This is a genomic window from Luteimonas notoginsengisoli, assembly GCF_042648885.1.
Classification (GTDB): domain Bacteria; phylum Pseudomonadota; class Gammaproteobacteria; order Xanthomonadales; family Xanthomonadaceae; genus Luteimonas; species Luteimonas notoginsengisoli.
Genome location: NZ_JBHRYF010000001.1, coordinates 1,142,916 through 1,168,988 on the forward strand (window position 1 = coordinate 1,142,916; position 26,073 = coordinate 1,168,988).

The window sequence follows — 26,073 nt, forward strand, 5'->3', positions numbered from 1 at the left end:
CCCATGAGTACGCAACGCAAAGCCGCCGCTTCCCGTCCCTCCGCGCGCAACGCCGATGCCCCAGGCCAGCGCCGCAAGCCCGGTCGCCAGGTCGCGGCCATGCTGTCCCCCATCTTCGACGCCGTCGGCAAGCGCGCCGGCAAGGCCCGGAAGGACGATGCGATCGCCTTCGCCGACGCGTTCTACCATCGCCTGACCCCGGACGAGCTGCCGCTGCACACCCCCGACGGCTGGGCGGCGCTGGCGACCGACTTCCTGGAGTTCGCGCGCACCCGCAAGCGCGGCACGGCCAACGTGCGCCTGTTCAACCCGAACGTGAAGCAGCATGGCTGGGAGTCTCCCCACACCGTGCTGCAGATCGTCAATGACGACATGCCGTTCCTGGTCGATTCGGTGACCATGGCGCTGGCCGAGGCGGGCATCGGCGTGCACGTGCTCGGCCATCCGGTGGTGCCGGTCACCCGCGACAAGTCGGGCAAGCTGGTCGAGGTGGGCAGCGGGAATCCCGAATCGTTGATGCACATGGAGATCGATCGCCAGACCGGCGGCGCGATCGACGACATCGAGGCGACGCTGCAGTCGGTGCTGGCCGAGGTGCGCGGGATCGTCGCCGACTGGGGTCCGATGCGCGAAAAGATGCTGCAGGTGGCCGAAGGCCTGTCGACCCGCAGGATGCCGGTCGACGAAGCCGGCCGGCACGAGGCGCAGGAATTCCTGCGCTGGGCTGCCGACGACCACTTCACGCTGTTCGGCTACCGCGAGTACGCGGTGAAGAGGAAGGGCAAGGAGGAGACGCTGTGCGCGGTCGAGGACAGCGGCCTGGGCCTGCTGCGCTCGAAGGAGGTCGGCAAGCCGCGCCTGCTCAAGTCGCTGGCCGCCCACTACATGCCGCAGTCCGGCGCGGTGGATGCGCTGATCCTGACCAAGACCAACGCCCGCTCGACGGTGCACCGCCCGGGCTACATGGACTACATCGGCGTGCTCGAGTTCGACGACAAGGGCATGCCGGTGGGCGAGGAGCGTTTCCTCGGCCTCTACACGTCCAGCGCCTACAACCGCCGCCCGTGGGACATCCCGCTGGTGCGCGAGCGCTTCGAGTACGTGATGCGCGAGTCCGGCCTGAAGCCGAACAGCCACAGTGGCAAGGCGCTCAAGCACATCCTCGAGTCGCTGCCGCGCGACGAGCTGTTCCAGTCCAGCGAAGAAGAGCTGCTGGCGCTGGCGACCGGCATCCTCGGCCTGCAGGAGCGCGTGCGCAGCAGGCTGTTCCTGCGCCGGGACCGCTACGGACGCTTCTATTCGGCCCTGGTGTACCTGCCGCGTGACCGCTACAACACCGACCTGCGCCTGCGCGTCGAGGCGCTGCTCAAGCGCGCCCTGCATGCCGACCATGTCGACACCAACATGCAGGTCGGCGAATCGCCGCTCGCGCAGCTGCACATGATCGTGCGTCCGCGCGCCGGCGAGGATTTCGAGCTCGACCAGCAGGCGCTCGAGGCCGAACTGGCCGATATCGTGCGCAACTGGCACGACGACCTGCGCGACGCGCTGGTCGCCACCAGCGGCGAACGCGAGGGACTTGCGCTCGCGGCCCGCTACGGCCGCGCGCTGCCGACGAGCTACCTGCAGGAGGTCGGAACCGGGATCGCGACCGACGACGTCATGCACCTCGCCTCGCTGCGGGGACCGGACGACCTCGCGCTGAGCCTGCACCGCCACCACACCGGCGTCGGCGGCCTGCGCCTGAAGTTCTATCGCCAGAACAACGACATCCCGCTGTCGGACGCGTTGCCGATGATGGAAAACATGGGCCTGCGCGTGATCACCGAGCATCCCTACCTGCTGCCGATCGACGACGGGCGCACCTACCTGCAGGACTTCGAGGTCGAGGCGGCGCGCGAGTTCGACATCGGCGCGGTCGGCCGCACGTTCGAGGAGGCCTTCCTCCAGGTCTGGCGAGGCAACGCGGAAAACGACGGCTTCAACCGGCTCGTGCTCGGCGCCGGCCTGGCCTGGCGCCAGGTCGCGATGCTGCGTGGCTACTGCAAGTACCTGCTGCAGGTCGGCGTGCCGTTCTCGCAGAGCTACGTGGAAGAAACCTTCACCCGCTATCCGCTGCTGGCGCGACTGCTGGTGGAGCTGTTCGAGGCCCGCTTCGATCCGCGCCGGGACAAGCCCGGCAAGCCGGGCAAGCCGGGCAAGCCAGGCGTGGCCGGGGCAGCGGATGACGCGGCGCAGTTCACGCGCCAGGTCGAAGCGCTGTGCGGCGACGATGCCGAGGCATTGAAGACGCTGCGGCCGCTGTTCGATGCGCGTGGCAAGGACCGCGGCGCGCAGTACGAGGCGGCCCGCGTTGGGCTCAAGGCGCTGCTCGACCGCGTCGCCAGCCTCGACGAGGACCGCATCCTGCGCAGCTTCATGGGCGTGATCGACGCCACCCTGCGCACTGGCTTCTACCAGGCGAGCGTCGACGGCAGCCCGAAGGAGTACATCGGCTTCAAGTTCGATTCCGCGCGCGTGCCCGACCTGCCCAGGCCGCGGCCGTACCGCGAGATCTTCGTCTACGCGCCGCGCGTGGAAGGCGTGCACCTGCGCTTCGGCGCGGTGGCGCGCGGCGGCCTGCGCTGGTCCGACCGGCGCGAGGACTTCCGTACCGAGGTGCTGGGCCTGGTGAAGGCGCAGATGGTGAAGAACACGGTGATCGTGCCGGTCGGTTCCAAGGGCGGCTTCTTCGTCAAGCAGCCGCCGGCAGACCGCGACGCGCTGCAGGCCGAAGGCATCGCCTGCTACACGATGTTCATCAACGGCCTGCTCGACATCACCGACAACCTGGTCGACGGCAAGGTCGTGCATCCGCGCGACGTGGTCCGCCATGACGAGGACGACCCGTACCTGGTGGTCGCCGCGGACAAGGGCACCGCGCGCTTCTCCGACATCGCCAACGGCATCGCGCGCGAGCACGGCTACTGGCTCGACGACGCGTTCGCCTCCGGCGGCTCGGTGGGCTATGACCACAAGGGCATGGGCATCACCGCGCGCGGCGGCTGGGAGTCGGTGAAACGCCACTTCCGTGCGCTCGGGCGCGACAGCCAGTCCCAGGATTTCACCTGCGTGGGCATCGGCGACATGTCCGGCGACGTGTTCGGCAACGGCATGCTGCTGTCGAAGCACATCCGCCTGCTCGCGGCGATGGACCACCGCCACATCTTCGTCGACCCGAATCCCGACGCCGCGAAGTCCTACAAGGAGCGCCAGCGCCTGTTCAAGCTGCCGCGCTCGAGCTGGGACGACTACGACAAGGCACTGATCAGCAAGGGCGGCGGGGTGTTCCCGCGTTCGGCGAAGTCGATCCCGGTGTCGGCGGAAATGCGCGCGGCGCTCGGGCTCGAGGACGGCGTCGCCGCGATCAGCCCGAACGAACTGATGAGCGCGGTGCTCAAGGCGCCGGTCGACCTGCTGTGGAACGGCGGCATCGGCACCTACGTCAAGGGCAGCGGCGAAACCAACGCCGATGTTGGCGACCGCTCCAACAACGCGATCCGCGTCAACGGCGGGGAGTTGCGCTGCAAGGTCGTCGGCGAGGGCGGCAACCTCGGCTTCACCCAGTGCGGCCGCATCGAGGCGGCGCAGAACGGGGTGCTGCTCAACACCGACTTCATCGACAATTCGGCCGGCGTCGACACCTCGGACCACGAGGTCAACATCAAGATCCTGCTCAACGGCCAGGTGCAGGCGGGCAAGCTGAAGGTCGAGGAGCGCAACACGCTGCTCAAGTCGATGACCGACGAGGTCGCGGGCCTGGTGCTCAACGACAACTACCGCCAGAACCAGGCGCTGAGCCTGATGGAACGGATGAGCGTGTCGCGCCTGGGTTCCAAGCAGCATTTCATCCAGACGCTGGAATCGCAGGGCCTGCTCGATCGCCAGATCGAATACCTGCCCTCGGATGCCGAGATCGCCGAGCGCAAGGCCCGCGGCCTGGGTCTGACCCGGCCCGAGCTGGCGGTGCTGCTGTCGTACTCGAAGCTGGTGGTGTTCCAGCAACTGGTCGACTCGGACGTGCCCGAGGATCCGTACCTGTCGAAGGAACTGGTGCGCTACTTCCCCGAGCCGCTGCAGAAAAAGTACGCCAAGGCGATGGAACAGCACCGCCTGAAGCGCGAGATCATCGCCACGGCGGTCACCAATTCCACCATCAACCGGATGGGTGCGACCTTCCTGCTGCGGATGCAGGAAGACAGCGGCCGCAGCCCGGGCGAGGTGGCGAAGGCCTTCACCATCACCCGCGAGACGCTCGACGCGCGCAACCTGTGGGCGCAGATCGACGCGCTCGACAGCAAGGTCCCCGAGTCGGTGCAGATCGACGCGCTGCAGGTGATCTGGTCGCTGCAGCGTTCGATGACCCGCTGGCTGCTGGCGCGTCCGGGGGCGATCCCGGACATCGCCACCGCGGTGGATCGCTACCACGACGGTTTCCGCGACATCCGCGCCGGCGATGCCATCCTTCCCGATTCGCAGCGTCCCGAGTACGAAGCGGCCCTGGCCGCCTGGCGCGCGCGCGGCGTGCCGTCCGAACTCGCGCTGCAACTCGCGGCGCTGCCGTACCTGGAGCCTTGCTGCGACATCATCGAGTTGGCGCGCGAGCGCAAGCTCAAGCCGGTGGACGTGGCCAAGGTGCATTTCCGCCTGGGCGACGCACTGCAGCTGCCGTGGCTGATCGAGCAGATCGACCAGCTGCCGGTGGATGGCCGCTGGCACGCGGTCGCGCGCGGCGTGTTGCGCGATGAACTGGCCGCGCAGCAGCGTGCGCTGGTCGGCCAGGTGCTCTCCGTGCCGGGCAGCGGTGCCGACGCCAAGGTGCGCAGCTGGATCGGCCGGGACGACCCCGCGCTGCGCTTCACGCTGTCGATGCTGGGCGAGCTGGCAGCGCAGAAGACGCTCGACTATCCGACCGTGTCGGTGGCCGTGCGCAGGCTCGCGCAGCTGACCGCGAACGGGTGACGGCGCGTCCATGCCGGGAGCCCACGGTTCCCGGCATGGATCGACAGCAGGGAAGGGCCGCATCCGCGGCCCGGGTTATGCTCGTGCAAGCCCATGGAGCCGCCGATGACCGCGAACCCGCGTATCGCCTTCCTCGCCAGCCAGACCGCCGACGCGCAGGCCGCCCTGGCCGCGCTGTCGCGTGCGCACGGGCAGCACCAGCCCGAGGACGCCGATGTGTTGTGTCCGCTGGGCGGCGACGGTTTCATGCTGCAGACGCTGCACCGCCATGGCGCACTCGGCAAGCCGGTGTACGGGATGAAGCTGGGCAGCGTCGGTTTCCTGATGAATCACTATCGCGCCGAGGACGCGGACGGGAGCCTGTTCGAGCGCCTCGCCGCGACCGAGCCCGCGGTGCTCAAGCCGCTGGAGATGCTGGCGCAGACCGAGTCGGGTGCGAGCGTCGGCTCGCTGGCCTACAACGAGGTGTCGCTGCTGCGGCAGACGCGGCAGGCCGCGCACCTGCGCATCGACCTCAACGGCCAGCCGCGGCTGGAGGAACTGGTGTGCGACGGCGTGCTGGTCGCAACGCCGGCGGGCAGCACCGCCTACAACTTTTCCGCGCATGGACCCATCCTGCCGCTGGGTGCGAATGTGGTCGCACTGACGCCGATTGCCGCGTTCCGCCCGCGGCGCTGGCGGGGGGCTGTGCTCAAGGCGGAAACGGAAATCCGCTTCCACGTCGTCGATCCCTACAAGCGGCCGGTCAGCGCGACGGCGGATTCGCACGAAGTGCGCGACGTGGTCGAGGTCATGATCCGCGAGTCGCGCGATCGCACCGTCACCCTGCTGTTCGACCCCGAGCACAACCTCGAGGAGCGGATGCTGGCGGAGCAGTTCACCAGCGGGTGATCGTGCGCGGCGCGTGATTCGACCGGGCGAGGCTCGGGACGCTCGGGCGCGTCGCGGCGGAGTGGCATGGACCCGGGAGTATCAGGTTCTCGCTCGGTTTGTGGGCGCACCCCTGATCGCAGGCATCGTCGCGGCTGGCGGACCCGGCGTGGCCCGCAGCGCTTCGGGGCGAATGTCCCCCGTCAGCCGCCTGCGGCGGCCGCCTCCTCCTTGATTTCGCCCCGAAGCGCTGCGGGCCGCGCCGGGTTGTTGATCGCCGGCGCGGCAATGGCAGCGGGAACGGCCTACGCCAGCAGGTCCGCCTTTGCCGCGCAGATGAAGTCGTTCTCGCTCAGGCCTCCGACGTCGTGGGTGGAATAGCGCACGACGCAGCGGTCGTAGTGCACGCCCAGGTCGGGATGGTGGTCTTCGCGGTTGGCCACGTGGGCGAGGGCGTTCACGAACGACATCGTGTGGTAGTAGTCCTTGAACGCGAATGTCCTGCCCAGGGCGTGGCCGTCTTCCAGCACTTCCCAGCCAGGGACCTGGGGCAGCAGTTCCTGGATGCGGGCCAGGGAGAGTCGATGTTCGCTGCCCTTGCGCGGGGTGCAATGGGCCTGGGCGAGGGCGGGCAGGTCGGGCATGTCGGCTCCTGTCGACGGCGCGCGCCGCGGTGGCGCGCTGAACGGGAAATGTTCGTCGCCGGGGTTTTACGGAACCGGAACGAACGCGAATCGGCGGGGTCGCTAGAATACGCCCCACGGCCGGCAACCTCCGCATCCGCACGGGCAACCGCGCGCGCCGGTGGTACTGGCAGGTACCTCGCAGCAGGCAGCAGGCAATGATCGACATCTCACAATCCGCGCAGTCCCATTTCCGCAAGCTCATCGAGCGCGAAGCCGTGCCCGGCATGGGCGTGCGGCTGGCGGCGAAGGATCCGGGCACCTCGCGTGCCGACGTGCGGCTCGAGTTCGCCGAGCCGGGCGACCTGCACGGCGACGAGTGGGCGATCGACTGCGAAGGCTTCACCCTTTGGCTGGACGCCGACAGCGCGCCGTTCCTCGACGGCGCGCAGATCGATTACACGACCCAGGCCACGGGCGGCCAGCTGCAGATCCGGGCGCCGAAGATCAAGGGCGAGGCCCCGGCTGAATCGGCATCGCTGGTCGAACGCGTGCGCTGGCTGATCGGGCACGAGATCAATCCGCAGCTGGCCCAGCACGGCGGAAACGTCGCGCTGCAGGAAATCACCGCCGAAGGGGTGGTGGTGCTGCGGTTCGGCGGGGGCTGCCACGGCTGCGGCATGGCCGACGTCACCCTCAAGCAGGGCATCGAGAAGACCCTGCTGGAGAAGGTGCCCGGCGTGACCGCGGTGCGCGACGCGACCGATCACGACAGCGGCGCGGCGCCCTACATCGCCCGCGGCTCGGCGTGACCCGGTAGCGCGCCAGCGGCCACTGGATGACCTTTTCCTCTGCCGAACTGATCGACGCGCTGCGACGACGCAGGCGGCGATCGTTGCGGCCCGAGCGTCCCGCGGGCGAGTTCCCGCCGGGATGGGCGGCCTGGTTCGACGCGATGGAAAAACGGATCGGGGCGGTCACCGGCGCGGCTGCCGAGGCGATCCTGGCGATCTTCCTGGCCCGCGAGCCGAAGCTGCCGCCGCGCGCGATGGCGGAGCTCAACCGCTGGCAGGCATTCAATACCCTGTGGCGGCAGCAGTGGCAGCCGGCCAGCGAGCACGAAGAACCCGGGATCCGGATCGCTGCCGGCGTGGTGACGCTGCTGCTGCACGTGCTGTTCGCGATATTCCTGATCTACGTGGCCTATGTGCGCTTCATGGGCGTTGCCGAGCCGGCGAGCGCGGGCGAGGACGTGATCCAGGTCGAATACATCGGCGAGGGCACGCCGGAAGAAACGGGCGGCGGTCCGCCGCCGGGCGCGATGACCGTGCAGGAAACGGCGGAGTCGGCCGCCAGCGCGGCGGCCACCGCGCAGCCGCCGCAAGCCGCGGCGCAGAGCGTATCGCCTCCGGCGTCGGCCGTGGCCGCGGTCGATCCGCCGGCGCCCGCGCCCCCTGCGCAGGCACCGCCGGTCGAGCAGCCGCTGCAGGTCACCGAAACCCCGGAGCCGGACCAGGTGTTCACCGTGCCGCCGGTGGACCTCGCCGTCCCGCAGCCGGTCAGGCCGGTGCCGGAGCTGGGCATAACGGCGCCAGAGGTCGAAATGGTCGAGGTTCCGGCGCCGGCGGTGGCTCCGGCGCTGCAGGCGATCGAGCCCGCCTCGCCACGGGTCGCTTCGCCGCGCCTGCAGCAGCCGGCGACGATCACGGTGCGCGAGATTCCCGCACCGATCGCCCCGGTCAGCGTGCCCAGGGTGCCGGTGCGTCCGAGCGCCGCGCCCGACCTGCGCGCGCAGGCGCCGCAGGTCGCGATTCGCGCCATTCCCACGCCCAGCCGGGCGCCATCCGGCGAAGCGACGCAGGCGCAGCGCAGTGAGAGCGCCGGCGCGGCGAACGCGAGTTCGCCTGATTCGGCGACATCGACGGCCAGCGCTTCGCGTAGCGCGTCCGCGAGCGGCAGCCAGACCGCAAGCGCCGGGACCCGGCCCGTTGGTACCACCACCGGAGGCGGCGCGACCTCTTCGCCCAAGCCCGGAGCGTTGCCTTCACCGACGCGTGGCGACGACTGGGGCGCTTCGACGCGCAATCGTCCCGGTGGCCAGGCCGGCACGCCGGGACTGTTCAACGCCGATGGCACGCCGAAGCTCGCTTCGGGTGATGGCAACGTCGGGGGCGGCCTGCCGCCGGGCACGATCACCGAGGATTTCGAGAAGATCGACCGCAACGGCACCTGGCTCAAGCGTCCGCCGCTCGACTACACGCCGACCGCCTTCGACAAATTCTGGGTTCCCAGCGAGACCCTGCTGCAGGAATGGGTGCGTCGCAGCATCAAGGAAGTGCGGATTCCGATTCCCGGCACGTCCAAGAGCATCAAGTGCTCGGTGGTGCTGCTGGCGCTCGGCGGCGCGTGCGGCATCACCGACCCGAACATGCAGGACGTCGAGGCCGAGGCGCGCAAGCCGCCGGACGTGCCGTTCAAACCAGAGCTGCAGGAAAACCAGGACGCGCTGGGCAAGCCGCCGGGGTCGCGATAATCGCGTTTTCGTGGGAGTGGCGGGAGCCGCGAGTGCGTTTCCCGACGCGTCGATCTTGGAGCACAATGGTTCGCGGCTTCCGCCGCTCCTGCGGGTTCGTCGTCGCCGAGAACGCGGGATCCTTCCAATGCGGAAGCTGCAAGTTCCGCTCACAAAAAAGGCCCGCCGAAGCGGGCCTTCCCGTCGGAATCGCCGCGCCGGGCCGGCGCGCGCGATGCCTAGTCGTTGACGCCGTGCAGGTCGCGCAGCTGGGTCGGACGCGAGCCGAAGTATGCGGCCAGGTCGGCGATCTGCTGGTCGGTCAGCTCCTTGGCCTGCTGCGACATCAGCGCATGTTCGCGGTTGCCGTCGCGATACTGCTGCAGCGAGTGGGCGATGTAGTCGTAGTACTGGCCGCCGAGCTTGGGATAGCTGGCATCGATCGGGGCGTTGCCTTCCTCGCCATGGCAGTCCACGCAGGACTGGCCGGTGGCCTTGCCCTTGGTGTGGGCGAGCTTCTCGCCGGCGTCGACGTGGCCGTTGGGCAGGCCGGCGGACGAGCTGGTGTGGCCTTCGCTGCGGTCCGACGAGGAGTGTTCGGCCGGCGTGTCGCCGCCGGAGCAGCCTGCAAGCGCCAGCGCGGAGGCGAGGGCGATGGCGAGAACGGGAGCGGAACGGGTCATGGCGCGGCTCACTGCTTCAACTCCGAAAGATAGGCCGCGATATCGGCGATGTCCTGCCCGGAAAAGCTCTGCGCCTGCGCTTGCATCGTCGGGTGCTTGCGCGCGCCCTTCTGGTATTCGGTCAGGGCGTTGGTCAGGTAGACCGCCGATTGCCCGCCGATGCGTGGCACGTGGTAGTTCGGGTAGGCGTTCTTGTAACCGGTGACGCCGTGGCAGCCTTGGCAGGTGAACGTCAGCAGCTTGCCGCGAGCGGCGGAGCCGACCGGCGTGGCTGGCGTGCTGGCGGCCGCCGCGGCGGGCGCGGGTGCTGGCGCGGCAGGCGCGGGAGCGGCGGCTGCCGGGGCGGGCTCGCTGGTGGCGGGCGCGGTTTGCGTCTGGGCGAACGCCGCGAAGGACAGCGCGGCAAGGGCAAGGCTGGCGGCGATCGGCACCGGTCGCGTCATGTCGGGTATCCGCAATCGTGAATGGCTGGAATGGAACTGGCTGGTCGCGTGAACACCTGGGCGTCGCGCAACCGCAACAGTATAGCGACAGCTTGAGACCAACCCAAAACCTCGCGGCATGCCGACGTGCCGGCGCGCGTCCGCCGCCAGTCACCATGACCTCTGGCGCATGTTGCGCCGAGGCGGGTGATATACCTTGCTACAACACCGTAGGGGCTAGCGAAAAAGATGGACAAGAACACCGTGTTTTCAGGCGTCACGAAGGCGTTGCTGGCCGGCGTGCTCGTGGCCGGGGTGGCCGCGCTGGGGGGTTGCAAGGACGATGGGGAAGGCACCGCCCAGGCCAAGGCGCCCGGCGCCGAAAAGGCCGCTGACGCCATCCCCGTGGAGGTGTCCAAGGCCTCGCATCGCGCGGTCGCGGCGAGCTACACCGGCACCGGGGCGCTGGAAGCGCGCGCCGAATCGCAGGTGGTGGCCAAGACATCCGGCATTGCCATGGCGGTGTTCGCCGAGGAAGGCCAGCACGTGAAGGCCGGACAGGTGCTGGTGCGCCTGGACGCGGATCGCGCGCGCCTGCAGGCCGCACAGAGTGAGGCGCAGGTGCGCAAGCTGGAAGCGAACTACAAGCGCGCCGGGCAGCTGGCCTCGCAGCAGATGGTGAGCGCCAACGACCTGGACCAGCTCAAGTACGACCTGGCCAACGCGCGCGCGGTCAACAACATGGCCAACCTCGAGCTGTCTTACACCAGCGTGGTCGCGCCCATTTCCGGCACGATCGCCTCGCGGTCGATCAAGCCCGGCAACTTCGTGCAGATCAACACCCCGATCTTCCGCATCGTCGACGACTCCCGCCTCGAGCTGACGTTGAACGTCCCGGAGCGCGAGATCGCCACGCTCAAGGCCGGGCAGCCGGTGCAGCTGCAGGTCGATGCGCTGCCGGGGCAGTCGTTCGACGGCACGGTGGACCGCGTGGCGCCGGTGGTGGACTCGGGCAGCGGCACGTTTCGCGTGATCTGCGCGTTCTCCGGCGGCGGCGCGCTGCAGCCGGGCATGTTCGGCCGCATCAAGATCGATTACGACCAGCGCGCCAATGCGCTGGTGATCCCGCGCATCGCACTGCTCGACGACCAGGGCACGCCGGCGGTCTACGTGGTGCGCGGTGGCAAGGCGGCGCGGGTACCGATCAAGACCGGCTACACCGACGGCGAATGGACCGAGGTGCGCAGCGGCCTGAAGCCGGGCGATGCGGTGGTAACCGCGGGCAAGGTCGCGCTGCGCGACGGCAGCGCGGTGCAGGTGATCGGTGAGCCCGCGAAGAAGCCGGGGAGCAAGCCGGTTGCCAAGGCCGCAGCCGGCACGGAAGCCAGGCAATGAGTGGCGGCGCACACGATCCGGAAGCGACCGGTGCGCCTCGCCCGGACGATGACTCGGGCAACGGGCTGGTCGGGGTATCCACGCGCCGCCGCGTCACCGTGGCGATGTTCTGGATCACCATGCTGCTGTTCGGCTCGATCGCGCTGGCCTCGCTGAAGGTCAACCTGCTGCCGGACCTGAGCTATCCGACGCTGACCGTGCGCACCGAGTACACGGGCGCTGCGCCTTCGGAAATCGAAACGCTGATCACCGAGCCGGTCGAGGAAGCGGTCGGCGTGGTCAAGAACCTGCGCACGATGAAGTCGGTGTCGCGCACCGGCCAGAGCGACGTGGTGCTGGAGTTCGCCTGGGGCACCGACATGGCCCAGGCCGGACTCGAAGTGCGCGACAAGATGGAAGTGCTGCAGCTGCCGCTGGAAGCCGAAGCGCCCGTGCTGCTGCGCTTCAATCCGTCGACCGAGCCGATCCTGCGGCTGGCGTTGTCGAGCAAGGCCCGCGCCGCGACCGATGACGACGCGATCCGTGAGCTCATCCAGCTGCGCCGCTACGCCGACGACGACCTGAAGAAGAAGCTCGAGCCGGTCGAGGGCGTGGCCGCGGTGAAGGTCGGCGGCGGCCTCGAGGACGAGATCCAGGTCGACATCGACCAGCAGAAGCTGGCCCAGCTGCGCCTGCCGATCGAAACCGTGATCCAGCGGCTGCAGCAGGAAAACATCAACATCTCCGGCGGCCGGCTCGAACAGGGATCGCAGCGGTTCCTGGTGCGCACGGTCAACCAGTTCGCCAGCGTCGACGAGATCGCGAACATGCTGGTGACCACGCAGGGCGCCGGCAGCAACGCCGCCGAAAGCGCGGCGCAGCAGATGGCGCGCGTCGCCGCCGCGACCGGCGATCCCAATGCGATGGCCGCCGCCGCCTCGGTCGAGAGCGCATCGTCCGCCGGTTCAAGCACCGTGGCCGGCGGCGTCCCGGTCCGGCTCAAGGATGTCGCCACCGTGCGCCAGGGCTACAAGGAGCGCGAGGCCATCATCCGCATGGGCGGCAACGAAGCCGTCGAGCTGGCGATCTACAAGGAGGGCGATGCCAACACCGTCGCCACCGCCGATGCCATCGCCAAGCGCCTGGAGCAGATCAAGGCGCAGATTCCGCCCGGCGTGGAACTGACCACCATCGACGACCAGTCGACCTTCATCCGCCACGCCATCGCCGACGTGAAGCTGGACGCCGTCATTGGCGGCCTGCTGGCGATCCTGGTGATCTTCCTGTTCCTGCGCGACGGCTGGAGCACCTTCGTCGTCGCGCTGTCGCTGCCGGTGTCGATCGTCACCACGTTCTTCTTCATGGACCAGCTGGGCCTGAGCCTCAACGTGATGTCGCTCGGCGGCCTCGCGCTGGCCACCGGCCTGGTGGTGGACGACTCGATCGTGGTGCTCGAATCGATCGCCAAGGCGCGCGAACGCGGCCTGGGTGTACTGCAGGCCGCCGTCGCCGGAACCCGCGAAGTCAGCATGGCGGTGGTCGCCTCCACCCTGACCACGATCGCGGTGTTCCTGCCGCTGGTCTTCGTCGAAGGCATCGCCGGGCAACTGTTCCGCGACCAGGCGCTGACGGTGGCGATCGCGATCGCGATCTCGCTGGCGGTGGCGATGACCCTGATCCCGATGCTCAGCGCGCTCAAGGGCCGGCCGCCGATGGCGTTCCCGGAAGAGCCGCCGCATCCGCAGTGGCAACCCGACCGGAAGTGGCAGAAGCCCGTGGCCGCGACCGGGCGCGGGATCGGTGCCGGGACTCGCGGCGTGTTCTTCGGCATCGCCTGGCTGTTCGTCCGGCTGTGGCGCGGCGTGGTCGCGGTCGTCGGCCCGGTCATGCGCAAGGCCAGCGACCTGGCCATGGCGCCCTACGGTCGCGCCGAACGCGGCTACCTGAAGCTGCTTCCGGGTGCGCTGCAGCGTCCGTGGCTGGTGCTCGGCTTCGCCGCGATCGCGTTCGCGCTCACGCTGGCGGCAGTCCCGCTGCTGGGAGCGGACCTGATCCCGCAGTTCGCGCAGGACCGTTTCGAGATGACGGTGAAACTGCCCCCCGGCACGCCGCTGCGCCAGACCGACCAGCTGATCCGCGAGCTGCAGGGCGAACACGACAAGGATCCCGGCATCCGCACGCTGTACGGCGTGAGCGGCAGCGGCACGCGCCTGGACGCCAACCCCACCGAGAGCGGAGAGAACATCGGCAAGCTCACCGTGGTCATGGCCGATGGCGGCAGCAAGGAGGTCGAAGCGGCCGAGACCGAGAAGCTGCGGATGACGATGCAGCGGCACCCCGGGGCGCAGGTCGATTTCAGCCGTCCCGAGCTCTTCAGCTTCTCGACCCCGCTGGAGATCGAACTGCGCGGGCAGGATCTGGCGTCGATCGAAGACGCAGGCCGCCGGCTCGCCGCGCTGCTGCGCGACAACCCGCACTACGCCGACGTGAAGTCGACGGTGGAGCAGGGCTTCCCCGAGATCCAGATCCGCTTCGACCAGGAGCGGGCGGGGGCGATGGGCCTGACCACCCGCCAGATCGCCGACATCGTGGTCAAGAAGGTGCGCGGCGACGTGGCCACGCGCTACAGCTTCCGTGACCGCAAGATCGATGTGCTGGTGCGTGCGCAGGTCTCCGATCGCGCATCGGTCGCCGACATCCGCCGCCTGATCGTGAACCCGGGCAGCGCGCGGCCGGTGACGCTCGATGCGGTGGCCGACGTGGTCGAGACCACCGGCCCCAGCGAGATCCACCGCGCCGACCAGGTGCGCGTGGCGATCGTCTCGGCGAACCTGCGCGACATCGACCTGGGCGGCGCCGTGCGCGAGGTCGAACAACTCGTGCGCGACAACCCGGTCGGCGCGGGCGTCGGGATGCACATCGGCGGCCAGGGCGAGGAGCTGTCGCAGTCGATCCGGTCGCTGCTGATGGCGTTTGGCCTGGCGGTGTTCCTGGTCTACCTGGTGATGGCTTCGCAGTTCGAATCGCTGCTGCATCCGTTCGTCATCCTGTTCACCATCCCGCTGGCGCTGGTCGGCGCGGTGCTGGCGCTGCTGTTGACGCGGTCGGCGGTGTCGGTGGTGGTGTTCATCGGCCTGATCCTGCTGGTCGGACTGGTGGTGAAGAACGCGATCATCCTGATCGACAAGGTCAACCAGCTGCGCGAGGCTGGCGTTGCCAAGCGCGAAGCGCTGGTCGAAGGCGCGCGCTCGCGCCTGCGGCCGATCGTCATGACCACGATGTGCACGCTGTTCGGCTTCCTGCCGCTGGCGCTCGCCGTGGGCGAGGGCGCGGAAGTGCGCTCGCCGATGGCGATCACCGTGATCGGCGGCCTGCTGGTATCGACGCTGCTGACGCTGGTGGTGATCCCGGTGGTGTACGACCTGCTCGATCGCCGCGCGGACGACTACTACCTGGCCCGCGCCAGGCGCACGGGCGCCGAGGACCTGGCCGCGCACGACGCGATTCGAGCCGACGGAGATGCTGCATGACAGCTGCACGACATCCGGTGGCCTGCGCAGCGGCGGAGCGTGAGGCGGCGCAGGCCTTGATCGGCGGCGCGCGATCGATCCGGACGTTTGCAGGACAGGGGTCACGACCATGAGCGTCGCCGAATTCAGCATCCGCCGGCCGGTGACGACGATCATGTTCTTCGTGTCGCTGTTCGTGATCGGCATCATCGCGGCGGTGCGGCTGCCGCTCGAGGCCTTTCCCGAGGTATCGCCGCCCTTCATCTTCGTCTCCCTGCCGTACACCGGTTCGACGCCCGAGGAAATCGAGCGCACGGTGCTGCGGCCGGCGGAAGAGGCGCTGTCGACGATGGCCGGCATCAAGCGCATGGATTCCAGCGCGCGCGCCGACGGGGCCCAGCTGTTCATCCAGTTCAGCGACTGGAGCAAGGACGTCGCGATCGCCGCCTCCGAGGCGCGCGAGCGCATCGACGCCATCCGCGACGAACTGCCCGACGACCTGCAGCGCTATTTCGTGCTCAAGTTCTCCACCACCGACCAGCCGGTGCTGCGGGTGCGCCTGGCCGCCGGCAACGGCATCGACCTGTCGAACGATTACGACCTGATCGACCGCGAGTTCAAGCGGCGGCTGGAGCGCATCGCCGGCGTGGCGCGCGTGGAAGTGTCCGGCGCGATGCCCAACGAGGTCGAGATCGCGATCGCGCCCGACCGGCTGACGGCCCACGACATCGGCCTCAACGAGCTGGCGCAGCGGCTGCAGCAGCTGAACTTCTCCGTGTCCGCCGGCGAGATCGAGGACGGTGGCCAGCGCCTGCGCGTGCAGCCGGTGGGCGAGATCGTCGACCTGCAGCAGTTGCGCGACCTGGTGATCAACGAGCGCGGACTGCGCCTGGGTGATGTCGCCACCGTGCAGCTCAAGTCCGCGCGCCTGGACATGGGGCGCCGGCTCGAAGGTCAGCCCGCGGTGGGGCTGGACATCTTCAAGGAACGCAGCGCCAACCTGGTGGAGGTGTCGCGCACCGTGCTGGCCGAGATCGAGGCAATCCGCAGCGAATCCGCGCTGCGCGACGTGCGCGTGACCGTGATCCAGAACCTGGGCAAGGACGTGACCACCTCGCTGCTGGAACTGGCCGAGGCCGGTGCGATCGGCCTGGTGCTGTCGGTGATCGTGCTGTTCTTCTTCCTGCGCCACTGGCCGTCGACGCTGATGGTGACGCTGGCGATCCCGATCTGCTTCGTGATGACGCTGGGCTTCATGCATTTCGCCGGTGTCACGCTCAACATCCTGACGATGATGGGCCTGCTGCTCGCGGTCGGCATGCTGGTGGACAACGCCGTGGTGGTGGTGGAAAGCATCTACCAGGAACGCGAGAAGATCCCCGGCAAGCCCAAGCTGGCGTCGATCATCGGCACCCGCCACGTCGCGATCGCGCTCACCGCGGGCACCCTGTGCCACTGCATCGTGTTCGTGCCCAACCTGTTCGGCGAGCGCAACTTCCTGAGCATCTACCTGTCGCAGATCGCGATCACCATCTCGGTCTCGCTGCTGGCGTCCTGGCTGGTTGCGGTGAGTCTGATCCCGATGCTGTCCGCGCGGCTGAAGACGCCGCCGGCGGTGCAGAAGACCGGCGGCCTGATCCCGCGCATGCAGGAGCGCTATGCGCGCTTCCTGCGCTGGACGCTGGAGCATCGCGGCAAGAGCGTGATCGGCATCGCCCTGATCGTGGCGGTCAGCATCGTCCCGGTCATGAACACCAAGAGCAACATGTTCGGCGGCGACGGCGGCGACGAGATCAACATCTACTACCAGTGGAAGGGCTCGTACACGGTGGCGCAGATGTCGGACGAGGTGCGGCGGGTCGAGGAGTTCCTCGACAGCAACCGCGAGAAGTTCCATGTCACGCAGATCTACTCGTGGTTCAGCGAGCAGGGCGACGCCGGCACGCAGGTGACATTCGATTCCGCCGAACCCGAGCAGATCAAGTCGCTGACCGATGCGATCAGCAAGGCGCTGCCGAAGTCGGCGCGCGCCGAGATCGGCGTGCGCAACGGCGGCGGTGGCGGGCCGGGCGGCGGTGGTCCGGGGCAGGACGTGCAGGTGCAGCTGGTGGGCGATTCGTCGCAGACGCTGGCCGAGTTGGGGCGCAACATCGTGCCGATCCTGGCGCGGCGCAAGGAGCTGCGCGACGTGCATGTCGACGCCGGCGACCAGAACAGCGAACTCAGCGTCCGGGTCGATCGCGAACGGGCCGCCGCGTTCGGCTTCAGCGCGCAGGAGGTCTCCCGGTTCGTCGGGCTGGCGCTGCGCGGCGCCTCGCTGCGCGAGTTCCGTCGCGGCGAGACGGAGGTCCCGGTATGGGTGCGCTTTGCCGGCGCCGAGCACTACGGCATGTCCGACATCGCGACCTTCATGGTGCGCGCGCCCGATGGCCGCACCGTGCCGCTGCTGGCGATGGTGGACGTGTCGATCGACCCATCGGCCACCCAGGTCCAGCGCACCAACCGCCAGACCACGCTGACCATCAAGGCCAGCCTCGCGCAGAAGGTCACCATGCCCGAGGCCCGCACCGCGATGGAGGAAACGCTCAAGGCGTTCGCCTTCCCGGCCGGCTATTCGTACTCGTTCGACGGCGGCGCCTTCCAGGACGAGGACGAAGCGATGGCGCAGATGCTGTTCAACCTGCTGATCGCGCTGGTGATGATCTACATCGTGATGGCCGCGGTATTCGAGTCGCTGCTGTTCCCGGCGGCGATCATGAGCGGCGTGGTGTTCTCGGTGTTCGGCGTGTACTGGCTGTTCTGGCTGACCGGCACCGAGTTCAACATCATGGCCTTCATCGGCATCCTGGTGCTGATGGGCGTGGTGGTGAACAACGGCATCGTCATGATCGAGCACATCAACAACCTGCGCCGGCGCGGCATGAGCCGGACCGATGCGCTGGTGGAGGGAAGCCGCGAGCGGTTGCGGCCGATCCTGATGACGATGGGCACGGCGATCCTGGCGATGGTCCCGATCGCAATGAACACCGGTTCGACCGACGACATGCCCGCCTACTATCCGATGGCGCGCGCGATCGCCGGTGGACTCGCCTTCTCGACGCTGGTCAGCCTGCTGTTCCTGCCGACGATCTACGCGATCCTCGACGACCTGCGGCACGGCACCTCGCGCCTGTTGCGGCGCGCGCGCGGGGTGCCGCAAGTGCCGGTGGGCGCGGCCCTGGAAGGCTAGCCCGCCTTGAGGTGGCGCCCGCGGTCGACGCGGGCCGGGGCCAGGTCAATCGGGCGCGTGCGCCCGCGGTGCGGCGCCGGCTGCGGGTGCGCGTTCCCAGGGCGCCACCGGCCCCGGATGCGGGCGGAACAGCGGATGGCACTGCGGGCGGGCGTCAGCCTGGAGCTGTTCCGACAGCAGCAGGTCGCGGACTGCGAGCTTGCGGAGCAGGTGCTGGCGTTCGCAGGCAAGCTGGCCGAAGGTCACCGGGATCGGCTCGATCGCGCGCAGCGGCCCGATCTTGCTGCGGTCGAAGGCATAGCCGCGCGCGGTTGCCTCGGCGTGCACCGCGGCGAGGTAGGCGTTGATGGCCAGCTTCGGCGAAGCGTGGTCGCGGAATCGTTCGAGCTGCGGGTGTCGCGTGTAGCCGCGGGTCCTGCCGCGCAGGACCGCTTGCGCCAGCAGGGCTTCGCGCCACACGGCCAGCAATCCCTGGCGGTCGAGGTAGTGCGGGTGCAGCGACCAGATGCGCACGGGTGTCGTTCGCCTCGCGTTGGCGGGTTGGGGTCAGGCGATCAGCTTGCCGACGATCCGTGCGCCCGCCAACCACACGCCGATGCCGGTGCCCAGGTTGGTCAGGATGAAGTTGAGCACCACGCGTGCGACGCGGTTGCGATACCAGCCGCGCAGGGTCTGCGCATCGTCGCGCAGGGCCAGGAAATCGCCATAGGCCGGCTTGCGCACGCGCAGTTCCACCAGCGCGCTGAAGGTGCCCGAGGGAATGCCGGGCCGGAACGGCTTCAACGGCGCCGCGATCGCGCCGGCGAGGATGCTGAGCGGATGCCCGCCGGCCAGCAGGCAGCCCAGCGCGGCCAGTCCGGCGGTGAACAGCACCCACTGCTGCAGCAGGTCCGCGCCAAGCGCGAAACCGCCGCGCCAGAACCCCCAGCCGATGCCGCCGAGCACCAGCGTGGTGACCACCATGGTGAACCAGGGCAGCTTTTTCTTCTTGCGGACGAAGTCCAGCTCCTCGCAGATCGCGTGCGGATCCCGAGTCTCCTCGCGCAGGTAGCGGGCCAGCCCCTGCAGGTGCCCGGCGCCGACCACCGCCAGCACGTCGCGCGCCTCGCCGCTGGTTTCGCGCAGCCGCGATGCCATGTACTGGTCGCGCTCGTCGATCAGGGTTTCATACAGGGCGGGGCTATGCTTGGCGAACTCGCCGAAGCTGGCTTCGAGCATGTCGCCCTGCTTGAGATTCTCGATCTCTTCCTCGCCGACCTCGTCGTCGACCAGCAGGCCGGTGAGCAGGCCGGTGACGAGGCGGATGCGGCCGAAGAATCCGAGCCGCGCCGAGATGCGCCTGAAGGTGACGCCCACTTCGCGGTCGATCAGGTGCACGGGCAGGTCGCGGAGGCGCGCTTCGTCGGCCGCGGCCTTGAGCTCCGCGCCGGGCTCGATCCCGAGTTGCTCGGCAAGCCGTCTTTGGTAGGCGGCCAGCCCGAGATTCGCCGCGAACAGCGCCGCCTTGCCCTCGCGGATGACCTTGACCAGGTCGAGCTTGGCCAGCGCGTCCGGGTCGCTCAGCGCCAGCATTCGCTGGGTGTCGAGCTCGACCGAGACCGCGTCGTACGCGCCGGTGTCGATGGCCGCGCGCACCGCATCCAGGCTGTCGCGGGACACGTGCGCCGTGCCCAGCAGGGTGTAGCGCACGCCATCGCGTTCGACGATGGCATGCGGCTGGCCGGCAAGGGCAGCGAGCGGGGAGGGCGGAACGGTGTCGGTCGTCATCAGGGGCGTGTCGTGCGGGCGGGGCGCCACGGCAACGCCACGACGGGCCGGCAGCATAGACGCTCGCCTGCGTCGCCCGCAAAGAACGTGGACCGCTGCAGGGGCGGCGCGGCCCTGAGTGTTTGCCGTGCCTCTTGCCTGCGGGGCACGGGGCACGGGCAAGGGCGCGAGAGGTGTTCAGGCGATGCCGTACGGCAGGGCAGGCGTGGACACCACGCGCTGACCGACCGCCTCGCCGCGCAGGAATCGCATCGTCGCGACGATCACGTCCTCGTTCTGGGCGATCCGGTTGTGTCCAAGGCCGCGGGTGCTGAGCAGCCGCGCATCGGGCCAGTAGCGTGCATAGCGCTCGCCTTCGGCCCAGGGCACTTCGCGATCGTCCAGATCGTGCACGATCAGCGCCGGGCTGCCGATCCGCGGCGCGTTGCGATGCGCCTGGAATTCGTCGAACGACGTGCCGACCATGGATTCGAACATCGCGACCATGCGGCGCCCCAGTCGCATCGGCAGCCCGACCACCCGCGCGAAGCGCAGCGCGGCATCGACCGGGTCGGCGGCCGGCGCGATCAGCACCGCGCGCTCCACGGCAAGCCCGCGTGCCATCGCGATGGCGGCGGCCGCGCCCCCCAGCGAGTGCCCGACCAGCGCCGCGGCGGGCCCGAAACGCCGGCCGACTTCAGCCAGGGTGCGGGCGAATTCGGGCAGCGTGGCGCGCCGTCCGCCGCTGCGCCCGTGGGCCGGCTGGTCGAACGCGACCACGGCGTAGCCGCATTCATGCAGGCGTTCGACCCAAGGCAGGAAACGCGTGCCGTGGCTGGACCAGCCGTGCGCGAACAGCACGTAGGGCTGCGAGCGAGGGTCGCCCCAGACGTAGGTATGGATTCGCTGGCCGTCGAGTTCGAGGTCAGCCTCCGCGGCCTGGCCGGTGGGCGCGGCGAGGGCGCGCGCACGTGAACTCGGGAACGGCGTGCAGAACAGGTCGCCCGCGCGGCGCAGCGTGGCCTGCGGACGCAGCAGGCTGCCCAAGAGGAAGCTGGTACGCAGCAAGCGGAAACGAACGTTCGTGCCAATTTTCGACAAGGCTGCAGGCATGGCGCACCTCGGGTGGGGATCAGGTCTGGGGGGAGTGGGCGGTGATCCAGCGTTCCAGCGCGGCGTCACCGTGGCGCCGCGCGCGTTCGTAGCCGAACAGTCCGGCCTCGTGCAGCATCGCCAGCGGAATGGCGTAGAGCTCGAAGGCGTACTGGTCCGTGTCGCCGTCGCGCAGGTGGCCGCATTCGATCGCCAGCCGGGCGGCGCGCTCCAGGGCGCTGCGCCAGCGCTGCTCGTTGTGCAGCACCTTGTCGCGCAGGACGCCGGGCCGGTCGTCGTACTCGGTCACCGAACCGACCAGCACGCAGCCGCCGGCCGCATGGCGGCCCCACTGGAACCAGTTGTGCATCAGCGCGCGCAGGCGCGGAAGACCACGCGGTTGCGACAGGGCCGCGATCAGCACCGCGTCCCCGAAGCGGTGGGCCGCCGCGTCGAGCACGGCGAGTTGCAGGTCCTCGCGCGAACCGAAGTGGGCGAAGACGCCGCTCTTGGACATCCCCACCGCTTGGGCCAGCGGGCCGATCGACAACCCTTCCAGCCCCGTCTGCCGGGCGATTTCGTAGGCCCGGTCAAGGATGGCATCCCGGGTGGCGGCGCCCTTGGAGGTGGCAGTCAGGCTGGACATGCGGCGCACGATAGCACGACCGTTCGTTTTTATTTCGACCGTTTGTCGGGAGACCCCGGCCTGCGGCACAGCGCGGCGAAACGTCTCTATTGCGCCGCCGCGTTGCAGCGTTCGGGTGCGGCTCGCCCCTGACGGATCCGCGTCCGGGCCACGCGGAGTGCGCCAGCGAATCCGCTAGTCGCGGTAGCGCCGCAGCAGGTCGTCGTAGGCGTCGATGCGGCGATCGCGCAGGAACGGCCAGATCCTGCGCACGTGCTCGCTGCGGCCGAGGTCGACATCGCAGACCAGCACCGTGGGTTCGCCACCGGCTTCGGCGATGAACTCGCCCTGCGGCCCGAGCACATGGCTGTTGCCCCAGAAATCGATGCCCGATGCGCCCAGCGGCGACGGTTCGTGGCCGACTCGGTTGCAACTCAGCACCGGCAGGCCATTGGCCACCGCGTGGCCGCGGTGGCTGAGGATCCAGGCGTCGCGCTGGCGGTCCTTCTCGGCCTGGTCGTCGCCGGGATCCCAGCCGATCGCGGTGGGGTAAAGCAGCAGTTCCGCGCCGGCCAGCGCCATCAGGCGCGCGGCCTCGGGATACCACTGGTCCCAGCACACCAGCACGCCGAGGCGGCCGACGCTGGTGTCGATCGGTTCGAAGCCGAGGTCGCCGGGGGTGAAGTAGAACTTCTCGTAGAACCCCGGATCGTCGGGGATGTGCATCTTGCGATACTTGCCGGCGGTGGAGCCGTCGGCATCGAAGACCACCGCGGTGTTGTGGTACAGCCCGGTAGCGCGCTTCTCGAACAGCGAACTGACCAGCACCACGCCGTGCTGTTTCGCCAGTGACGACAGGCGCTCGGTGCTCGGGCCGGGGATGGTTTCGGCCAGATCGAACTCGTCCACGCACTCGTGCTGGCAGAAATAGGCGCCGTTGTGCAGCTCCTGCAGCAGCACCAGCTTGGCGCCCTGGTGCGCGGCCTCGGCGACGCGCTGTTCGATCACGGCGAGATTGTCTTCGGCACTGCCGTGGTTGCGTTCCTGCACCAGGGCGACCGGGAGGGTTCTGGTCTTCATGCGTGGATTGTAGGGAATGCAGGTGCCGGACGGCATGATGGCCGCGCGCTGTTCATGCCGTGGCACAGCGGCGCAGCGTGTCCCAGGTGCGGGTCGTGGTGGCGTCGCCGAAGGTCTTCGCGATCAGTGCCATGAAGACCGGCGTGCCGGGCGCCGGCACGTAGGCGGTTAAGACTTCTCGATCCCGCATGGCGAGGATGCGCGCCTCGGCCTTCGCGATGGGCAGCACCGTTGGTGGCACCGGCACCGCATCGAGGAAGGTCACCACCCGCTTCGCGCCGGGCGGGAGATTGAAGGCCTGGAAAGGATCGGCATCCAGCAGCGCTCGCAGTTGTGATTGCAGGCGGATGAAGGTCCTGAAGCTGCGCCCCAGCGTTTCGGCCATCGCCGCTTCGGCCTGGCGCGCGAGTGTGGCGTCGCTGCGGCGCGGAGCGTCGAACACCACGTTGCCGCTGGACAGCAGGGTCGTGACGTTGGTGAACCCGGCGCCCTCGAAGCACGCGCGCAGGGCCGACATCCTGGCATTCATGGGGCTGACGCCGCGGAGCAGTGCCACGTAGCGGGGCATGGGCGGGTCCGGGTGCGGGGGCAAGGCGGCGACCGGGTACGGGTGGAACGAAGCTGTGCCTGTTCCGCGGGTCTACACCAGGCCTTCGGGCAGCTGCATGGTGAGGCAATGCAGGCTGCCGTTCTGCCAGATCAGCGGGCGGCAGGGGACCTGCACGATCTCGCGGCCCGGGAACGCTTGCGCGAGTACTTCGGCGGCGGCGGCGTCGGCTGCGTCGTCGTATGCGGGCATCAGCACAGCGCCGTCGATGACCAGGAAGTTGGCGTAGCTGGCGGCGAGGCGCCGGCCGCCGTCGATGATCGGCTGCGGCCACGGCAGCGGAAACAGCCGGTACGGGCGACCATCGCGGGTGCGCAACGCGGCGATCTCGTCGGCCATGGCCTTGAGTTCGTTGTAATGCGAGTCGGCGGGGTCGTCGCAGGCCTGGAAGACGATCGCGTCGCCGGGTGCGAAACGGGCGAGGGTGTCGATGTGGGCGTCGGTGTCATCGCCTTCCAGGTAGCCGTGATCGAGCCACAGCACCCGGTCCTGCGCCAGCCAGTCGGCCAGCTTCGCCGACAGGTCCTCGCGGCTGGTCTCCGGATGGCGCTCCTGCAGGCACTGCCACGTGCTCAGCAGCGTGCCGGCGCCATCGGTCTCGATCGCCCCGCCTTCCAGTGCAAAATCAATCGGTTGCCGTGAACTATTGAGGAACGTCTTCGCTTCGTCGAGGCTCTCGACAAGGCGATCGTCGCGACCGGCCTCGAACTTCCCGCCCCAACCGGTGAAGCGGAAGTCGAGCAGGCGAAACCCCTTGCCGTCGCGCAGCGTGATGGGTCCGGAGTCGCGCAGCCAGGTGTCGTCGTAATCCACCGCGAGAAATTCGACGCGATCCATGTCGACCCGCGCCGACGCCAGTCGCGCTCGCGCGTAGGCCTCGACGTCATCATCGGCGACGCACACCAGCGCGCGCTGGAAACGGGTGATCGCCGCCACCAGGGCGATATAGGTCTCCTCGACCTCGCCGAGGCGGTCGGCCCAGTCGGTGCCGGCATGCGGCCAGGCAATCAGGATGGCGGACTGGGGCTCCCATTCGGCGGGGAAGCGCAGCCTGGTGTTGGACATGGGGGTCTTCGTGTAAGACCCGCGCGACTGGCGCGCGGGCAAGATGGTCGAACGGGCTCGCGCGCTCCGCCTCAGCGGATGGCGGGCTTGGGGCCGACTTCGTTGGGCGCGGCCTTCTGCGCGACGGCGTCGATGACGCGGCTCTTCTCGAAATAGACGACGAAGCCCGGATACACCCAGCGGTTGATGGTGGGCCATTGGCGCTTCTGGCCGCCACGCGCGTCGAGCCTTTCGCTGGGGGCGCCGAAGCGGGCTTCGACCTGGGCCATGCTCATGCCGCGGGTCGGCATGGCCAGCCGGGTTTCCTGCTGCACGCGGTCGACCAGCAGGACATCGGCGGAGGCGGCGCCGGCCATGCCCAGCAGGGCGGCGGCGGACAGTGAAATCAGGATTCGCGACATGACGGACTCCCCCAAGGCTTGAAGATGAATGCCGCAGCGTTGTAGCAGATTGCGGGCGGGCCGGGTGGCCTCGGCGAGGTTACTGGGCGCGGCGTCACGCCGATGTCTGGACTTCCGCCGGCCTTGATCCCGGGCCGCGCCGTCAGGCGTGCGCCGCAGAAACGTGCGAAAAGCACGCGACAAACAGCGAAAGGCCGCATTGCTGCGGCCCTTCGTCGACAACACGCACGACTCCCGGCGTACCGGGGAGGGAATCCCTCAGCGCTGGCGCGCCTTGAAGCGCGGGTTGCTCTTGCAGATCACGAAGACCTTGCCGCGGCGACGGACGACCTTGCAGTCGCGGTGGCGGGTCTTCGCCGATTTCAGGGAGGACAGGACCTTCATGACATACCTCAAAGACGGGTTGGGACGAGCAAGCCCGCCATTCTAGCGGGTAATTCCCCGGCCACTCAAGCGCTTGCGGTGATTTTTTTCGGCAAGGGCGGGCTGGCCGCCCGTCGGGGCCCGTAGAATGCCGCAAACCGCAGATCGGGGAGAGGTGATGACGGCAAGCGAGGTTCCGGTCCTGACCATCGATGGGCCCTCCGGCTCCGGAAAGGGCACCATCAGCCGCATGGTCGCGCGCCGGCTGGGCTGGCACTACCTGGATTCGGGAGCCCTGTACCGCGCGGTCGGCGTGGCGGCGGCCTGGGGCGACCTCGACCTCGGCGACGCCGGGGCCCTGGTGCGCTGCACCTTCGACACCGCCATCGACTTCCGCGAGGACGCCAGCGGCGAGCTGCGGGTGCTGGTGAATGGCAACGACGCCACCGACGAGCTGCGCACCGAAACCGCGGGGGCGGTGGCCTCGGCCATCGCCGCGATGCCCGAGGTACGGACCGCGCTCATGGACCGCCAGCGCGCTTTCCGGCAGCCGCCGGGCCTGGTGACCGACGGCCGCGACATGGGCACGGTGATCTTCCCCGATGCGCCCTTCAAGGTGTTCCTGACGGCGAGCGCCGGGGAGCGGGCCGAAAGGCGCTATAAGCAGTTGAAGGACAAGGGGGTTTCCGTTACATTGGACGGTCTGCTGCGCGAGATTCTCGCGCGCGACGCCCGGGACGCCAACCGCGCGGTGGCGCCATTGCGGCCGGCCGGAGACGCCGTCCACATCGACACCACCGGGATCGGTATCGATGAGGTCGTCGAGCGCGTTTTGAACGTGGTGGGCGCATAGCGCCTGCTCGGGCCTTTC

20 protein-coding genes are annotated in these 26,073 nt (G+C 69.0%); 8 read left to right on the forward strand and 12 right to left on the reverse strand.

The genetic code is table 11. The annotated features are described in order from the left end of the window. Window positions 1-3: 3 nt before the first annotated feature. Window positions 4-5,001: an NAD-glutamate dehydrogenase gene (locus ACFOM9_RS05350; RefSeq protein ID WP_386706999.1), complete on the forward strand. Its 4,998-nt coding sequence runs from the start codon at window positions 4-6 to the stop codon at window positions 4,999-5,001. Between the two features lie 105 nt (window positions 5,002-5,106). Continuing rightward, complete coding sequence (locus tag ACFOM9_RS05355; protein ID WP_386707002.1) at window positions 5,107-5,892, forward strand: NAD kinase; 786 nt, start codon at window positions 5,107-5,109, stop codon at window positions 5,890-5,892. A gap of 284 nt (window positions 5,893-6,176) precedes the next feature. Here ACFOM9_RS05355 and ACFOM9_RS05360 read toward each other — a convergent pair whose 3' ends face one another. Beyond that, on the reverse strand, window positions 6,177-6,515 hold the full coding sequence (locus ACFOM9_RS05360) for a 4a-hydroxytetrahydrobiopterin dehydratase (RefSeq protein ID WP_386707005.1): 339 nt from the start codon (window positions 6,513-6,515) through the stop codon (window positions 6,177-6,179). Between the two features lie 197 nt (window positions 6,516-6,712). Here ACFOM9_RS05360 and ACFOM9_RS05365 point away from each other — a divergent pair, with 197 nt between their 5' ends. Both ACFOM9_RS05365 and ACFOM9_RS05370 read left to right on the forward strand, forming a co-directional pair. Further along, window positions 6,713-7,306, forward strand: coding sequence for an NfuA family Fe-S biogenesis protein (locus ACFOM9_RS05365; protein WP_386707008.1), 594 nt, complete (start codon window positions 6,713-6,715; stop codon window positions 7,304-7,306). Between the two features lie 26 nt (window positions 7,307-7,332). Next, complete coding sequence (locus ACFOM9_RS05370; RefSeq protein WP_386707011.1) at window positions 7,333-9,027, forward strand: hypothetical protein; 1,695 nt, start codon at window positions 7,333-7,335, stop codon at window positions 9,025-9,027. 218 nt (window positions 9,028-9,245) lie between these two features. Here ACFOM9_RS05370 and ACFOM9_RS05375 read toward each other — a convergent pair whose 3' ends face one another. Then, on the reverse strand, window positions 9,246-9,689 hold the full coding sequence (locus ACFOM9_RS05375; RefSeq protein ID WP_386707014.1) for a c-type cytochrome: 444 nt from the start codon (window positions 9,687-9,689) through the stop codon (window positions 9,246-9,248). An 8-nt stretch (window positions 9,690-9,697) separates the two neighbouring features. Next, window positions 9,698-10,132 (reverse strand): c-type cytochrome, encoded by a 435-nt coding sequence (locus tag ACFOM9_RS05380; RefSeq protein WP_386707017.1) that lies wholly within the window; start codon window positions 10,130-10,132, stop codon window positions 9,698-9,700. Window positions 10,133-10,360: 228 nt separating this feature from the next. Between ACFOM9_RS05380 and ACFOM9_RS05385 the strand changes: the two genes are divergently transcribed. The 3 genes from ACFOM9_RS05385 (at window position 10,361) to ACFOM9_RS05395 (ending at window position 18,223) form a co-directional block, all read left to right on the forward strand. Continuing rightward, a complete protein-coding gene (locus ACFOM9_RS05385) occupies window positions 10,361-11,506 on the forward strand; it encodes an efflux RND transporter periplasmic adaptor subunit (protein WP_386707020.1) in 1,146 nt (381 codons plus the stop codon). Continuing rightward, a complete protein-coding gene (locus ACFOM9_RS05390; protein ID WP_386707023.1) occupies window positions 11,503-15,015 on the forward strand; it encodes an efflux RND transporter permease subunit in 3,513 nt (1,170 codons plus the stop codon). The genes ACFOM9_RS05385 and ACFOM9_RS05390 overlap by 4 nt, the downstream gene beginning before the upstream one ends. Before the next feature lie 109 nt (window positions 15,016-15,124). Further along, window positions 15,125-18,223: an efflux RND transporter permease subunit gene (locus ACFOM9_RS05395; protein WP_386707026.1), complete on the forward strand. Its 3,099-nt coding sequence runs from the start codon at window positions 15,125-15,127 to the stop codon at window positions 18,221-18,223. Window positions 18,224-18,268: 45 nt separating this feature from the next. Here ACFOM9_RS05395 and ACFOM9_RS05400 read toward each other — a convergent pair whose 3' ends face one another. The 9 genes from ACFOM9_RS05400 to ykgO all read right to left on the reverse strand — a co-directional run bounded on the left by ACFOM9_RS05400 (window position 18,269) and on the right by ykgO (window position 25,223). Further along, window positions 18,269-18,736, reverse strand: a complete 468-nt coding sequence (locus tag ACFOM9_RS05400; protein WP_386707028.1) for a pyrimidine dimer DNA glycosylase/endonuclease V — start codon at window positions 18,734-18,736, stop codon at window positions 18,269-18,271. A gap of 33 nt (window positions 18,737-18,769) precedes the next feature. Then, window positions 18,770-19,990: a TraB/GumN family protein gene (locus ACFOM9_RS05405; RefSeq protein WP_386707031.1), complete on the reverse strand. Its 1,221-nt coding sequence runs from the start codon at window positions 19,988-19,990 to the stop codon at window positions 18,770-18,772. Between the two features lie 177 nt (window positions 19,991-20,167). Beyond that, window positions 20,168-21,037, reverse strand: coding sequence for an alpha/beta hydrolase (locus ACFOM9_RS05410; RefSeq protein ID WP_386707034.1), 870 nt, complete (start codon window positions 21,035-21,037; stop codon window positions 20,168-20,170). Between the two features lie 64 nt (window positions 21,038-21,101). Next, window positions 21,102-21,707 (reverse strand): TetR/AcrR family transcriptional regulator, encoded by a 606-nt coding sequence (locus ACFOM9_RS05415; RefSeq protein ID WP_386707037.1) that lies wholly within the window; start codon window positions 21,705-21,707, stop codon window positions 21,102-21,104. A 174-nt stretch (window positions 21,708-21,881) separates the two neighbouring features. Further along, window positions 21,882-22,766 (reverse strand): carbon-nitrogen hydrolase, encoded by an 885-nt coding sequence (locus tag ACFOM9_RS05420; protein ID WP_386707040.1) that lies wholly within the window; start codon window positions 22,764-22,766, stop codon window positions 21,882-21,884. Between the two features lie 52 nt (window positions 22,767-22,818). Beyond that, on the reverse strand, window positions 22,819-23,334 hold the full coding sequence (locus tag ACFOM9_RS05425) for a DUF1697 domain-containing protein (protein WP_386707043.1): 516 nt from the start codon (window positions 23,332-23,334) through the stop codon (window positions 22,819-22,821). A gap of 72 nt (window positions 23,335-23,406) precedes the next feature. Then, a complete protein-coding gene (locus tag ACFOM9_RS05430; protein WP_386707046.1) occupies window positions 23,407-24,438 on the reverse strand; it encodes an agmatine deiminase family protein in 1,032 nt (343 codons plus the stop codon). A 71-nt stretch (window positions 24,439-24,509) separates the two neighbouring features. Continuing rightward, window positions 24,510-24,839 carry a hypothetical protein gene (locus tag ACFOM9_RS05435; RefSeq protein ID WP_386707372.1) on the reverse strand — a complete coding sequence of 110 codons (330 nt, stop codon included), beginning with the start codon at window positions 24,837-24,839 and terminating at the stop codon, window positions 24,510-24,512. A 258-nt stretch (window positions 24,840-25,097) separates the two neighbouring features. Further along, the gene (gene ykgO / locus ACFOM9_RS05440) at window positions 25,098-25,223 is read right to left on the reverse strand and encodes a type B 50S ribosomal protein L36 (RefSeq protein ID WP_005913193.1); all 126 of its coding nucleotides are present in this window, start codon (window positions 25,221-25,223) and stop codon (window positions 25,098-25,100) included. A 157-nt stretch (window positions 25,224-25,380) separates the two neighbouring features. On the opposite strand from ykgO, the gene cmk reads away from it, so the two are divergent. Then, window positions 25,381-26,055, forward strand: coding sequence for a (d)CMP kinase (cmk, locus tag ACFOM9_RS05445; RefSeq protein ID WP_386707062.1), 675 nt, complete (start codon window positions 25,381-25,383; stop codon window positions 26,053-26,055). Window positions 26,056-26,073: the final 18 nt, after the last annotated feature.